The organism is Pseudodesulfovibrio indicus, from assembly GCF_001563225.1.
Taxonomy (GTDB): Bacteria; Desulfobacterota; Desulfovibrionia; order Desulfovibrionales; family Desulfovibrionaceae; genus Pseudodesulfovibrio; species Pseudodesulfovibrio indicus.
Genome location: NZ_CP014206.1, coordinates 3,453,159 through 3,466,479, shown reverse-complemented (window position 1 = coordinate 3,466,479; position 13,321 = coordinate 3,453,159). Strand labels below are relative to the sequence as shown.

15 protein-coding genes are annotated in these 13,321 nt (G+C 54.1%); 8 read left to right on the top strand and 7 right to left on the bottom strand.

Annotated features, from left to right (window positions below; translation table 11 throughout):
- Positions 1 to 428: 428 nt before the first annotated feature.
- A complete protein-coding gene (locus tag AWY79_RS18875) occupies positions 429 to 1,118 on the bottom strand; it encodes a hypothetical protein (protein WP_133987143.1) in 690 nt (229 codons plus the stop codon).
- 113 nt (positions 1,119 to 1,231) lie between these two features.
- Between AWY79_RS18875 and AWY79_RS15845 the strand changes: the two genes are divergently transcribed.
- The 7 genes from AWY79_RS15845 (at position 1,232) to AWY79_RS15820 (ending at position 5,618) form a co-directional block, all read left to right on the top strand.
- Positions 1,232 to 2,677, top strand: coding sequence for a KAP family P-loop NTPase fold protein (locus tag AWY79_RS15845; RefSeq protein WP_158509903.1), 1,446 nt, complete (start codon positions 1,232 to 1,234; stop codon positions 2,675 to 2,677).
- A gap of 178 nt (positions 2,678 to 2,855) precedes the next feature.
- The gene (locus AWY79_RS15840) at positions 2,856 to 3,428 is read left to right on the top strand and encodes a recombinase family protein (protein WP_066806066.1); all 573 of its coding nucleotides are present in this window, start codon (positions 2,856 to 2,858) and stop codon (positions 3,426 to 3,428) included.
- An 80-nt stretch (positions 3,429 to 3,508) separates the two neighbouring features.
- Positions 3,509 to 3,940 (top strand): hypothetical protein, encoded by a 432-nt coding sequence (locus AWY79_RS15835; RefSeq protein WP_066806064.1) that lies wholly within the window; start codon positions 3,509 to 3,511, stop codon positions 3,938 to 3,940.
- On the top strand, positions 3,937 to 4,188 hold the full coding sequence (locus tag AWY79_RS15830) for a hypothetical protein (protein WP_066806063.1): 252 nt from the start codon (positions 3,937 to 3,939) through the stop codon (positions 4,186 to 4,188). Before AWY79_RS15835 ends, AWY79_RS15830 begins: the two co-directional genes overlap by 4 nt.
- 142 nt (positions 4,189 to 4,330) lie before the next feature.
- Positions 4,331 to 4,567: a hypothetical protein gene (locus AWY79_RS15825; RefSeq protein WP_066806062.1), complete on the top strand. Its 237-nt coding sequence runs from the start codon at positions 4,331 to 4,333 to the stop codon at positions 4,565 to 4,567.
- Between the two features lie 2 nt (positions 4,568 to 4,569).
- On the top strand, positions 4,570 to 5,310 hold the full coding sequence (locus tag AWY79_RS18445) for an HNH endonuclease (RefSeq protein ID WP_078063816.1): 741 nt from the start codon (positions 4,570 to 4,572) through the stop codon (positions 5,308 to 5,310).
- Between the two features lie 5 nt (positions 5,311 to 5,315).
- A complete protein-coding gene (locus AWY79_RS15820; protein ID WP_066806061.1) occupies positions 5,316 to 5,618 on the top strand; it encodes a KilA-N domain-containing protein in 303 nt (100 codons plus the stop codon).
- Positions 5,619 to 5,783: 165 nt separating this feature from the next.
- Here AWY79_RS15820 and AWY79_RS15815 read toward each other — a convergent pair whose 3' ends face one another.
- The 6 genes from AWY79_RS15815 to AWY79_RS15785 all read right to left on the bottom strand — a co-directional run bounded on the left by AWY79_RS15815 (position 5,784) and on the right by AWY79_RS15785 (position 12,191).
- Entirely contained in the window at positions 5,784 to 6,602 is an 819-nt protein-coding gene (locus tag AWY79_RS15815) for a DNA/RNA non-specific endonuclease (protein WP_233490943.1), read from the bottom strand.
- 1,126 nt (positions 6,603 to 7,728) lie between these two features.
- On the bottom strand, positions 7,729 to 9,147 hold the full coding sequence (locus tag AWY79_RS15800) for a hypothetical protein (RefSeq protein WP_066806055.1): 1,419 nt from the start codon (positions 9,145 to 9,147) through the stop codon (positions 7,729 to 7,731).
- Complete coding sequence (locus AWY79_RS18440; RefSeq protein ID WP_158509902.1) at positions 9,119 to 9,325, bottom strand: helix-turn-helix transcriptional regulator; 207 nt, start codon at positions 9,323 to 9,325, stop codon at positions 9,119 to 9,121. The genes AWY79_RS15800 and AWY79_RS18440 overlap by 29 nt, the downstream gene beginning before the upstream one ends.
- Before the next feature lie 51 nt (positions 9,326 to 9,376).
- Positions 9,377 to 9,916, bottom strand: a complete 540-nt coding sequence (locus tag AWY79_RS15795) for a MerR family transcriptional regulator (RefSeq protein WP_066806053.1) — start codon at positions 9,914 to 9,916, stop codon at positions 9,377 to 9,379.
- Positions 9,917 to 10,285: 369 nt separating this feature from the next.
- Positions 10,286 to 11,164, bottom strand: coding sequence for a type I methionyl aminopeptidase (gene map, locus AWY79_RS15790; RefSeq protein ID WP_066806051.1), 879 nt, complete (start codon positions 11,162 to 11,164; stop codon positions 10,286 to 10,288).
- Positions 11,165 to 11,345: 181 nt separating this feature from the next.
- A complete protein-coding gene (locus tag AWY79_RS15785) occupies positions 11,346 to 12,191 on the bottom strand; it encodes a DUF169 domain-containing protein (RefSeq protein ID WP_066806048.1) in 846 nt (281 codons plus the stop codon).
- 136 nt (positions 12,192 to 12,327) lie between these two features.
- Here AWY79_RS15785 and AWY79_RS15780 point away from each other — a divergent pair, with 136 nt between their 5' ends.
- Positions 12,328 to 13,212, top strand: coding sequence for a LysR family transcriptional regulator (locus AWY79_RS15780; RefSeq protein WP_066806046.1), 885 nt, complete (start codon positions 12,328 to 12,330; stop codon positions 13,210 to 13,212).
- The last annotated feature ends 109 nt before the right edge of the window (positions 13,213 to 13,321 follow it).

The following is a 13,321-nucleotide window of genomic DNA, read 5'->3' as shown; positions in this document are numbered from 1 at the left end:
GAAGTACACCCTGAAGAAATTAACTCCCCTGCGAGCCGTACGGCTTCACTGTCTCAGTTGCACCAATGGCGATGTGACTTACGTCCGCAAATGCTCGTCATCGAGCTGTGACGTTCACCCAATCCGTTTTGGCAGGAATGATGGCAAGATCAGGAGCGTTCTAAGGGCAATTCGGCGTAGATGCCTGGACTGTTGCGGCGATGAGCGGAAGCGCGTTGCCGAGTGTGAGCTGAAAGACTGCTCCCTCTACCCGTTCCGCATGGGAACCAACCCAAACAGAAAGGGGGCGACCATCCCCAAGGCCGAGCGTTCCCAGGATCAATAGAAACACCCCCTTCACGGGTTGTTTCTGACCCTATGGACGAGAGACAGGGTCTCTAATGACAGATTACAAGGCGGGCCATCGACAGCGTGTCGGGGGTCCGCTTTTATTTGAATTTTGCAGAACTAACGATGGTGTTAAAATCGTCCACGTATTTGGCCTCGTATCGCGCTGGGGTGTCGGAATAATATGTAAGCCCATCAACTAGTGTAAATTGGACTTCATACTTATCAATAAAAAAATGCGCCTTATTGAGGTACACTTCTGAAGTTACCTCTCTGTATCTTGGTATTCCAAGATATTGCATCTTAAGTTGTTCATATGTGGACAGTCCATTGTACATGTACTCTTGATGTTGAATTTTGTAGTCAGCGCTCCATGTGAAAATATTATTCTCTTTTGAGTATTCCATGCTTGTTAAATTGTATTTATTAATCCCCATACTGTGTAGCAAGTCATCAATATTACTTTTGACAGCCACCTGCTCTTGAATTGTATTCTTGCTTAATATCGTTTTTATATTATCAGAGCGTATAACAATAATAGGAGTTTCGGCCTTTTCGCTGTCGGCCCTAATTATGACGTAATGTGCTCCGCCAGTTATTCTTCTATAGTAGCCTTCTCGTGATCCTCTGACCAGTTTCCACCCATTTGGCAGCTCGAAGCCAAGAGTATTCTTATAAATCCAACAATAATCGTTACCTCGCCCTTTAGCTGCCGATTCCTCGGGGGTAATCGTTTTTTCGACGCATCCGCAAAGAAATACCACGAGAAGTATCGTTATCGTATTTTTCATCGTCACTCCTCTATTGTTCATTTTGTTGAATGACTATATTAAAAACTGAGCCTTGAAAAGGATGGCTATAGCTTGTTTGACCATAAATGAGGCTGCAAAATACGGGGATGAATATGCTCAAACGAAATATTGAATTAAATTTTTCAAGCGACGAACTTAAAAAACGTGAGAGGGATGGGGAGACTAATCCATGGTTTGCTTCAGACCAACTGGATAGAGGGGCACACGTCAACGCTATCACAGACCTTATGTTGACCACTGAGGGTAGCTTTGTTCTCACTCTGAGCTCTCCGTGGGGGACCGGTAAGACGACCTTTATGCGGATGTGGAAGGCCTATCTAGAATATCGAGGCCGAACTTGCATCCTATTTAACGCGTGGCAAAACGACTACGCAGACAACCCGTTTTTGACCTTCATTGCCGAGATGTGCGAGCAACTGGAGGCATTAAATAAGCGGGATACCAGGGCACTTAGGACCGCTCTTGATGGAGTTAAGAAAATAGGCAAGAAGCTTTTCCCTCGGCTCTTATCTATTGGCGTCAAGACGGGCCTGGGCATCTCTGTGGATTTCGAAAAGTTGGGGAAAGAGCTTTTTGGAGGAGACGGTAAGGCGGCTAAAGACATCTGCGCCGCACTGACGCAGCTCGCGGGAGACTCCCTAGAGGGGTATGCCAGCGAGGTTTTGGAAGGGCACTCGAGTACAAAGAAGCTGGTTCAGGATTTTCGGCAACAGCTCGAAGCTGTTGTGAGCGCGCTGGGCGACCATGGTCCTCTGTTCTTTTTCGTGGATGAACTGGACCGCTGTAAACCGACTTATGCGGTGGAATTGCTGGAGGCAGTGAAGCATCTCTTCGAGACAAGCGGCATCATCTTTGTCCTTTCTCTAGACCGGGAACAACTTGGTCATTCCGTTAAGGCCGCGTACGGTGACGGGATCGATGCCGATGGTTATCTCAGACGATTCATCGATCTCGAGTACCGTATACCTGATCCTGATAAAGTCCGGTTTATACAACATCTAGCTCACTCCTACGGCTTTCAAGATTATCCAGTGTTTAGTAGTTCATATTCGCGTCATGGGGCACAGACATTCATCAATGAATTCAGCATGATTGCTCAATACTACTCATTGCGAACCATTGAAAAAGCTTTCTTACGCGGTTCGATACTGATGGGGGGGATTGAGCCATACCAATGCTTTGGAGACTGTACCTTTTGGCCCCACTTTATTTTTATGCGAGAACTGAGTGCTGATTATTTCAAGCAAATTGTTGAAAACGGAGATATCCCAGAGAAGCTACCTTTGGAGTTTTCAGCTAACTTTCCTGGATTGAATCCTAGCGCGATGCACCTCTGGGGCAGATTGAAGCATAAGTACGAGCAGGGGGATTACGATATGAATGCGACTGTCGGTAGACACAGTGCGTTCGAGGATGATGTTCGCCTAGCAGTGTACTTTTTTAAGCAACGAGGCGTCCACCTTATAGACAATGTGGTGCGGTTGCTCGACCTTTCTGAAAGGCTTGTTCCTATCGTCCCCCCGGAGAGTCACGGGTGATCACCCAGGACGGACCTTCCGTTAATCCCTGTTGTGCATAAATAGGCTACACCCCATCCAGACACCCGAAATGACAGCGAAAAGCGTCTGTTTTGGGTGTCTTTTTTATTTTCTTGACAGATTGTCTGCATATCTCATAGAGTCTATTCGTCGCGAACGACTAGCGGAGGATAGTTTCATGGCCGGTGAGCACATAGGATACATCAGAGTCAGCACGCTCTACCAAAATACGGAGCGGCAGCTTGATGGGGTGCAGCTCGACAAGATTTTTACGGACAAGGTCAGTGCAAAAGACACCAAGCGCCCCGCTTTGGGTGAGTGCCTCGACTACCTGCGAGCCGGGGATACCCTCCATATCCATTCCATAGATCGGCTGGCTCGAAACCTGAGAGACCTTCAAGACATTGTTTCTGGCCTGGTGGAAAAGGGCGTTCACGTCCGATTCGAGAAGGAGGGACTCGATCTCAAGGCGAATGGCAAGACCAACCCCATGACGAAGCTCATGCTTCACATGATGGGAGCGTTTGCCGAGTTTGAGCGAGAGTTGATCCTAGAGCGGCAACGTGAGGGGATTGAGCTTGCGAAGAAGGCCGGGAAGTACAAGGGCCGGAAACGGTCGTTGGACGATGCTCAAGGCAAGGCTCTTGTCGAGCGGGCCTTGGCTGGGGAGTCGAAGGCAGCCCTTGCCCGCGAGTTCGGGGTAAGTAGACAGGTCGTTTACGACTATATGCGGAGGGAACAGCAAGAGTAGCTGTGACTCATAGAAACGGCCCGTCAAGGTGGTGGAGCACTGTGACGGGCCTAACCACAAACGTACACAGGAGGTACGAAATGGCTGAACAGACTGTAGCAAATGGCACGGAAAAAGTAATCCCCGTTAAAGTGACCCAGGAAGCCAAGGAAGTTGTTTGCAGGGCGCAAGTCATCTATGGCGACATCCGGTGCGCCCTCGGCAAGATGGAAGAGTTTCTTGCCTTGGCCGAAGAGTACGGGCTGGAACAAATCCTCCGGTCCCTGGGTCACGAAATGGAAGGGGCAGCCGAGGATCTGGAAGAAGCGGAACGGCTCCTTACTCTGAAATCGACAACCCCGCCGATCCCGAACACCCCGCCTCAGGAGATCACGGACAACGACACCATGGGAATGGTCCAGCGCGTCCTCACTGCGGGCGGGTACCATGCAGATCAACTCAAGAGCATGGTTGAGTTGCAACACCACTTCTCACAGCTTGCCCCCGAGCAGACCGGAGGGGGCGCACAATGACCGAGGAAAGAAGCGTTGCCCGGCAGTTGATGGAAGAATCCCTGGACCCGTTCCGCATCCTCTTGGGCTTGCTGGAGTGGATGCCCTCAGACCAGCAGATCCCCCTTTGTGCGTTCGTTGATAACCTTACCACGGCCATTGAAGCCGCCGAAAGGAGGGTGGTAGTCGGTGCCGACTTCATAGACCATGCCGCGCTTGCCATGGGCATAAACAACCAGGGCAAGGCGGAAGCGCCCACGGAGCAGTAACCACACATAACTCGGCAACAATCAAAGGCGGGGGCTTCGGCTCCCGCTTTTTGTTGCAGCCCGCTAAGCGAATATAGCCTATTGCCACAATTATGTTGTTTTCCTATGTTTCGGATTCTAAATCACCATAGGAGACTATGTTATGGCACTAAACAAACTGTCCGACCTCAACAACCATCTGTTTGCCCAACTCGAGCGCCTAAGTGATGAAGACCTGAAAGGAGAGGCCTTAGCCGAGGAGATACATCGATCTTGGGCCGTGACTAGGGTTGCCGAGCAGATAATCCGAAATGCTAGCCTTGTGCTTCAGGCCAACATCGCGGTTGAACGGGATATGTTGGGGAATGCGAAGTTGCCGAGAATGTTGGAGGGGGAATAGTCGTGGCAAGGGATTATTCGGATGAGCAGCTTGCGTTTTTGCGGGACAACTTCAAAACAATGACCGTACCTCAGCTTACGAAGGCATTTAATATTAAATACAAGCTACGTAAAAGCGAGATGAGTATTCACAGCTTACTCAATTATTATAGGTTCACAGGAAAGGGAAGAGTCGATCCCTCTAAGTATTTGAGGTGTAGTCGGTACACAAAAGAGCAAAAAGAGTTTCTCCGTGAAGGGTATCGGTCGATGGACTTTCACACGCTCACAGCTGCTTTTAACGATCAATTTGGGGAGAATCGTTCCGAACTCGCGATTCAAGGGGCCGTTAAATCGCATGGTCTTTACGGCGAAAGAGAGCCCGGAATGCGGTTAAATTGGACAAAAGAGATCGGGGCAGAGCGTATTTGTCCCACCACGGGATTCGTAGTTTTGAAGGTTTCTCAACCCAATCCATACAGAGGTGGGCAGACGATGCAGCGTCACAAGCATAGAGCCATTTGGGAGGATGCTAATGGCCCGGTGCCTGAGGGGTATTGCCTACGTTTCCTTGATGGTGACAAATTAAACTGCACCCTCGAAAATATAGATCTATTCACGCGTACAGAGAGTTTATTTATGAGCCTGCTTAAGCACGACAGCGCGCCCCCAGAATTGAGAAGAACAATACGGCTGACAGCCAAACTCAAAGCGAAGGCGTCAGCGAGAAAAAGGGAGTTGCTTGAAGAGGCCGGGGAATCATAGTCATCATGGGCCACGACATTCGGCTCCACGACGATGAGATGATTTGTCTCACGGATATGTGGAAGGCGACCGGAAGTAACGCCAAGAAGGCTCCCGCGCAGTGGCTGAGGACGGACAACGCAAAAGAGTTGATGGCGGGCCTGTCCATCAAATGTGCAAAAATGCATGTTTTGGAACAGCGTCGCGGTCAGCACGGCGGCACTTGGGCACACTGGCAGATCGCCTTGGGCGTGAGCTTCTATGAATTACTCTTCATCGGGCCGAGCAAGCAAACAATCTCGTCAGCATCAACGCTTTCAAATTTCTGATAGAATTCATCCCTTTCCCGGCAGAACAATCTTTCGCTTTTGACCGGGCGATACAGAACCATTTCTTGATCGTCCTGGGCGTTGGTCGCGTTTGTCACGGTGTCCAGGGCGAAATATAAATTGCCGTTCTTCTTGTTTCTGAAAAGAGCCACGTTTAACCTCCTATTACTGCCAGACATTAGGCGAAATAGAGCTTTCAACTACGGACTCTATGTCATCCGGCAGCGTCCAAAAGAAATCTAAGCCAGCACGCCGTTCAACCTCATCCACCGTTACGACATGTTCTGTGATTGTGGATTTCCGCCCCGTCGCTTGGTCGAAGATGTAGGCGGTCACGAGGAGGGGGAACTCCCCATGGTTTTGAACAGCAACAATTTTCCAGTATCCAGAGGGCACCCTATGCGGCTCGTCTGCTCCCGGAAGGGCTTCCATCTCACGTTCGTAGAGAGGGCCGGTCACGACGTACACAGGTTGTTTCAGCGCCAACTCTCGCACCTGGTCCTCAACAGCCTTCCATGCCCCTTGGTTCAGGTCCTTCTTCTGTGGGGTGATATTGGAGAGATAATTGGTCATATACCAATAGTCGGTCCCCTTAAATGAAGCCAGCGGCGCTTGGTGGCCACGATCCGTATTGAGCTTGTCGCTTGCCCCCCGGTAATCATCCGGCTCAAGTGTTTCGTCTTCGGCCAGGTCTGGATCGGCCTTCCAATTCCTTTTCGTGACCGAATTCCCCGACACGGTTTGAGCGTCCACCCTGTAAGCCACCCAATCAGCAAACTTGGTTTCTCGATTGTTGGACAGGCAGTAAATGGGGCGGGCTATAAGAGTGTTTGTCTCGGGAGTGCCGATGGGTAGCCCGTAAATGGTATGGAATTGGACCAAGGCAACGCCCTGGGTGTCAACGATGACTCCCGTGCCTTCCCACGCGATTGCTGGGGCAACAGCCAGAGCCAGGCACATGAAAATGGAAATTAGTCGAGGCATGACTTCCAATATTCCATGGGGCGCATTTTACGCAAGCCGACGATTGGAAGAGATTCACTGAAGAGGAAAGCGTCTGGGGTCCCTAGGCTCTGGCTTAACCCGCACTTTATTTCAGGGTGTCCTTGGCGGAAGGGCATGGGTGCTCACTCAGTAAGCACCCCCTGCTCACTCAGTAAGCATGAACCAAACAGTAACCAATGCAGCCGTGGTGTCTTTTTTATACCGTTCAAGTTGCGCTAGGTTCGTGGTTTCATCAGTCGCCTTCCATTAGTGCCGTGGCAATAAGGACACTCGCCACGCCGCACAGTTAGAGGGAACCAGGACCAACTCCACTCAACCCCACAGTCATGGCACTGGGACGAATATGTAGCTGGTTTCTTCGAGGGGGGCACGATTTCATGCTCAGAGACAAAGCCTTGATCGTCGAGTTCGTCCACGAGCTCCTGGCGGTAGTCTTGGGCCGCGTTCTGGCACGCTGAATAGAAATAGGTCCTGAGGCACGCGGGCTTGTCCTGCCCGCCCTTGAGAAAACCGGGGACGAACATGCGGAGTACATCCGGGATTAGCGCATTAAACCGCGAGAGGAGTTCCTCGTACTCGACCCCATAAAACCTCTGAGCGCGAAGAATCTTGAAGTGTCGTTTAGCGTACCTGTGGGAGTACGCAGTCAACATCTTCAAGTTGTCTCGTGTCTCATTCAGGTGAGTATTGTCCCGGCGAAGATGGTGCCGACGAATGAACCGGCTCACGGTCTTGGGATTACACCCGTAACAGGTAGCGATGTAACCATGAAGTTGGCCGCGATTGAGACGGTCTTGGATGTCGCGGACGTGGGAGTCCCGCAAGATCTCTGGCCTTCCGGTTTTATTCATGACTGCCTCCGAATCACTTGACCGATGTATCTGCGGAGTTCGGCCTCGGCGGCATGAAAGTGTGTCTTGCTCAACGGGCACGCCCAGAGCCGCCCGCCAAGAATGTCGGCGGCAGCGGTGCCGGGTGTTTCATTTGTTAACTTGGAAATTTCCAACAAGGTGAACACCTGCCTAGACAATACAACCTCCAGTCTCAAACTCAGACCCAATACGGAACCCTAAGACCACACCACCAGCACCCGCCCCCTCCATTACTAGAGATAGTTAGTGCTTATATCCAATGAAGACTGCATGTTGGGAGAGTGAAAAGGCTTGTTTTCGGGGTACTTCAATTCTGTGCGGATTGGGATACCCGCATGTCGGATTGAGGACTCCCGCATGGCTGTCGAGAGTTCACACTCATGGATATTCTGGACGATGAAAGAGTCGTGTATCGGGATGGCGAGGATGTCCTGTTCCATGAGATCCAGCATGATCGTCTCCGCCATGTCAGAGTCGATACGCTGAAGGCGGGAGCCGGCCCCCGAGGCGATATGCTCGGCTATCGGGAGATGGTAATTTTTGAGTGCGTGCAGGGCTTCATATAACCACTTGTCGGTCAGGCAGTCTCGGAATGACGAAAGCAGTTTGACTGAATCCCTTATCGATTTTCGCGTTGCCTGAATGGCCTTCTCGTCATTCTCTGCGTTGATTGCTACGAGCAGGAGCAACTTGAAGAGGGGGCGATATGCACGTCCATACCCGGGGAGAACATACGGGTCGAAGTCCAATCTAGTTCCGGTCGCTGCGTATAGCAAACTGGGGTGGAGGCTCTCGTAGTCAATCTCTTGGACGGGGACGCCGTTTATCCGAATGTGCCGCCTCAATGCCTTGGGGATGTTCTGGACCCAGGTCCCATAAAATCTTCCCCCGCACTCGAACGTGACGTTGAAGACTCGATGGAGTTTTACGGCCAAGGGGTTTGGAGGCGAACAAGGCTTTTTCTTGTGCTCTGGGCAGTTAATGAAATGCTCGATAAATGACTCTTCGTCGATGAACAGCCGCAAATGGTGTTTGACGATAAACTCATTGAGCTTGTGGAGCGGTTCCCGGAAAACCTTCGCCTGCTTTGCGAGACAGCCTCGGGAGATGTCGATGACTTGGCCCTTGTCCGAGGACTCCTTCTTGGCCCGCAGTTCGACTACATCTCCACGTTCGATGGAGAAATCGATGAGGCGCAATCTGTTTGTGATGAAGATGTCGATAAGCTCAGTGGTGGCCCTTATACGGGTGCAGCGGGAGATGTTTTGGAACTGGACGCCAGGGTGATGTTCGACCAATCCAGACATTCGAAGTTGCTCGATTCCCCAAGCCATCGGTGCGCGTCTAAGGTGTAGGGAGTGGAGGCGAGTCCCTTTTGCGTAGTACTTCTCCCCGAGGATGACTGCCACAAAGGGGTTGCCCTTGGTTTTCCAGGCTACGAAGAGGTTTGCCAGTAGGACTGCGAGATGCCTTCGGTGTGTCTGTCTGTCTCGTTTGCCCACGTCTCCTTCGACAAGGCTCCACACGTCTTCAATGGCACCACCAACGCCCGAGTTTTGCTCTAGGCGGTATACATCGAGTTTCACGGAGTATTCGAGATTCTCGTGGTCGCGCCCAACCCTGTCAGTGGTGGTGATCGCTCCTATTTGCACGGCTATTCCCCATGAATTCTTCCACGTCACGGCGATCAAAGCGCACGAGTCGCCCGATACGTTTAGACGGGATCGGGAAGGGGTTTTCAGCACCACGGGCACAGCGGTGGTAGATGGTTGATCTTGAGATGCCGAGGAGGTCGGCAAGTTCCGGAACCGATAAGAATCGTTTTTCCATGTCATGCATCCTTATAATGTATACGTTGTACATTAGATGTGCCAAAAAAAATTATATCCGCTGGGCTAGCCCGAGGACGATTGGGGTAGCATCAATTGAGTACATCTCAACGGGGTGGGGGTGCGGATGATTCTCTTCACTGAGGTCATTCTCAAGGGCTTTAAGCAAAATGGCTATCGCGTTAGAATAATGCTCGGCTACTGTGCAAAATGAGACCACCAAGCTTCGACCGAGATATTTTAAATATACCAGGTTGAAGCGATAACCTTCAGTGTGTTGGGTAACAGCCCGATGTTGCTCTTCCGCTGAGTCGTGCCAGGTGATGTCGGCTTTGTCTGGGAATAAGCCAAGAGATGCATAACATCTCGGTGAGTTGAGTACCCTTGATGCGGCCTCTCGTTTCCATCCAGTAGCAACCATCATTTGAAAAGTTTGTATGCGGACGAGATCTGCGAAGGACCACACGTTCTTAGTGCCATGCCCGCTAGCCTTTTGGACGGACGGCCCAATGTAGCCCTCTCTCATCCACTGGTAGAGGCGGTTGCGGTCTATCTCGCAAAGTCGTTCGATGTCGGTAATGGTGAATTCCACTTTTGCATTCCATGCTTAAAATGTACAAGTTGTACATACTGATTGCAGCCGAGAAAAGCAAGACTTTTATTGAGGTCGCGAGGGGGACGCCTTTGGTCACGAATTGGATACGAATCAGTAAGAACAATGTACTGGCCTGCGGGATTTTGCAATGAGTGGCAACAGGCAGTAAAAGTATTTTAAATAGGTATTTTGATCGACTTGCACGTAGTTTTCTTGGTTGAGTCTAATGGTAGCAATTTGCAATAAAAAAGGATTCCTAATCCTGGTGCCGCGTGTTCGAATCGCGCTGGGGGCACCAGAGAGATCAAGGCCTTGGAGTTGCAGGACTCCAAGGCCTTTTGTCTGTTTGCAGGGAGAGGCGGGCGGTTAGAGTTCGAACGGAGTCAGGCTCTCGTAGCCGTGGTCGGTGATGACGATGGTCTGCTCGAACTGGGCGGACAGGGAGCCGTCGCGGGTGACGGCGGTCCAGTCGTCGTCGAGCACGTCCACTTCCTTGGCCCCGAGGTTGATCATGGGCTCGACGGTCAGGACCATGCCCGGCGCAAGGGGAACATTGCCCAGCCGGGAGCGGAAGTGCGGGACGTGGGGCGGCTCGTGGAAGTCGAGGCCCACGCCGTGGCCCATGTATTCGCGCACCACGGAGCAGCCCTGGCCTTCGGCGTAATCCTGGATGGCCCCGGCCACGTCGTTCAGGGTATTGCCCGGACGGGCCTGCTCCAGCCCCAGGCGCAGGCATTCGCGGGTCACGGCCACGATCTTGGCCGCGTCCGGGGACGGTTTGCCCACGAAGAAGGTCTGGTTGCAGTCCGCGTAGTAGCCGTCCAGGACGCTGGTGATGTCCACGTTGACGATGTCGCCGCTTTTCAGGGCGTTCGGGCCCGGAATGCCGTGGCACACGACCTCGTTGGGCGAGACGCAGACGCTCTTCGGAAACCCGTTGTAATGCAGGGGCGCGGGCCGCGCGCCGTTCGCCACCGTGAAGTCGTGCACCGCCCGGTTGATTTCCTCGGTGACCGTGCCGGGGCGGATCAGGTCCTGGATGGCGTCGAAGGTGCGCATGACCAGTTCGCCGCAGCGGCGTATGCCCTCGATCTGCTCCGGGGTCTTGATGCGGATGCCGTACCGCTTGAGATAGGCCTGGGGCAGCAGCATGCGCGCGCCTTCGGGCTTGCCCATGCAGCATTTCTTGAATTTCTTGCCGCTCCCGCAGGGACAGGGGTCGTTGCGGCCGATGTCGGTATTCATCAATAATCTCCTCTGCCCGCATTGTGCCGGGCAAGGGGAGTGTCCCCCATGCAGGCCGGTTTTTCAATGACCGATTGCACTGTTCATCCGCCCCCGGACGGCAGGCGGGCCGCCTGACACCGTCCGGCGGCCCGCGCAAGGTGCTTGAACCGTGTTCGGGAAGAAGGGGGCTTGATCCCGGCTAGTCCGCCTCGCCCCACGCCTTGGCGCTGCGCGCGACCTTCTTGCGCACTCCCTTCCAGTCCGTCTCGTGGGTGAACATGGATTCCGGCAGGGCGGCCAGCATCTTTTCGTAGAGGTCCAGGGAGACCGTGAAGGTCAGCTCGTCGGTCTTCATGAACTTCCGGGCCGAGGGATCGAAGCCGCCGATGACGGCCTTCTCCAGCCCCTTGCCCTTGTAGTACAGGGGCCAGCTGACCATATTGGTGCAGCCCGCGCCGAAGGGGGAGACCACGCAATCCATGTCCCCGGTGGCGAACACCGCCTGGGTGAACAGGCCGGACAGCACCTCGGGCCGGGCGAAGAAGATGACGAATTCCGGCTTGGTCTCGTCGGTGAACAGGGAGAGAGGCTTGAAGATGCAGTACTTGCCGGGGGCCTCGCGGGGGTTCACCTCTTCCATGAATGCGCGCATGGCGTCGGGATCGGGCATGTACCGCTCGCCGTGCAGGGGCGTGCCCTCGTACCCGGTGGACACGTAGTGCTCGATGAAGCGCAGGTGGGGCTTCATCATGGAGCAGTAGTACGCGCCGCCGACGCAGCCGTACTCCTCGGACGAGATGTACGCCGCGCCGCCCTTTTTCCGCGCCAGCCAGACGTTGCCCATGACGCAGGAGAAGGTCTTCATGACTTCCTGCATGTCCAGCGCCCGCGCATCCTCCAGCTCGCGCGAGATGGGCGCGCCTTTTTTCGGGCCGTAGGCGTTCTCCGGCAGGGTATCGGAATAGTGGACGCCGAAGGGGGCTTCTCCCAGGCCGAGGTGGTCCAGAAAGGTGGCGGTGCCGTCGAGTAGGGATTGCATGGTCATGTCGTTCTCCTTTGAGGGGTCAGCGTTTTCCCGCTTGGAAGACGGGCGGGTTGCCTTTGGACTTGCCTTTTCATACCATGCCCATGGACAAAATAAACCACGGTAAACGGAAAACTCTTTTCCATGGGTGGGCATAATGGTGCAGGAATTCTTGAATGACGTCCCCCTGCTGGTGGAGGTGGCTCGGCGAAAGAGCTTCACCAAGGCTGCGGAGTCGTTGGGGATCGGCGTCTCGACCCTGTCGCGGCGCATCAAGCTGCTGGAAGAGCGGATGGGAGTACTGCTCTTTTACCGGGACACCCGGAACGTCGAGTTGACGGACAACGGCGCGTATCTTCTGGACCGCTGCGGGTTCATCCTGGACGAGACCCGGAAGGCCTACGACTCGGTGGTCGGGAACATGCAGAAGCCGTCCGGGCTGATCCGGGTCTGCATGTTCCGCGACCTCTACGAGCGGCTGCTGAAGGACGCGATCCTCGATTTCGCGGCGACCTGGCCGGACATCCAGATGGAACTGACCTTTGTGGAGCATCCCGTGGACATGCGCACGGACCCGTACGACGTGGCTTTCCTCATCGGCTCGAACATCGCCCCGTCGCTGGTCGCCCGGAAACTGACGACCATAGAACCGCATCTCTACGCCGCGCCGTCGCTGCTGGAGCAATACCCCCTGCCCAGGGAGCCGGGCGACCTCCGCGGGCTGCCGTGCATCGTCCTGCAACGGTTCGGCTGTCGCTGGCCCATGCACAACGGCGAGCGGCAGGTGCTCGTCGAGGTCCAGCCGCAATACAGCTTCAGCTCGGTCGGGGTCTGCCTGGATTTCACCCTGGCCGGACACGGCGTGGGCATGATCCGGGGCAGGGATGCGGAATCGGCGGAACAATCCGGGCGGCTGGTGCGCGTGCTGCCGGACTGGAGCGGCGGGTTCGTGCACGACGTGAGCATGGTCACCGGCTCCAGCCAGCTGCCCCGGAGGGTCCGGCTGTTCATGGACCACATCCTGGACCACGCCCCGGCCTGACGGCCTCTGCCCGGGAGGCGCGCTCGAAGCGGTGCTCGCGGCGCGCAGCCAGCGGCCCCGCTCCGCAACGGAAGAGCCGACCGGACGTCCGTCCGGTCGGCTTTTTTGT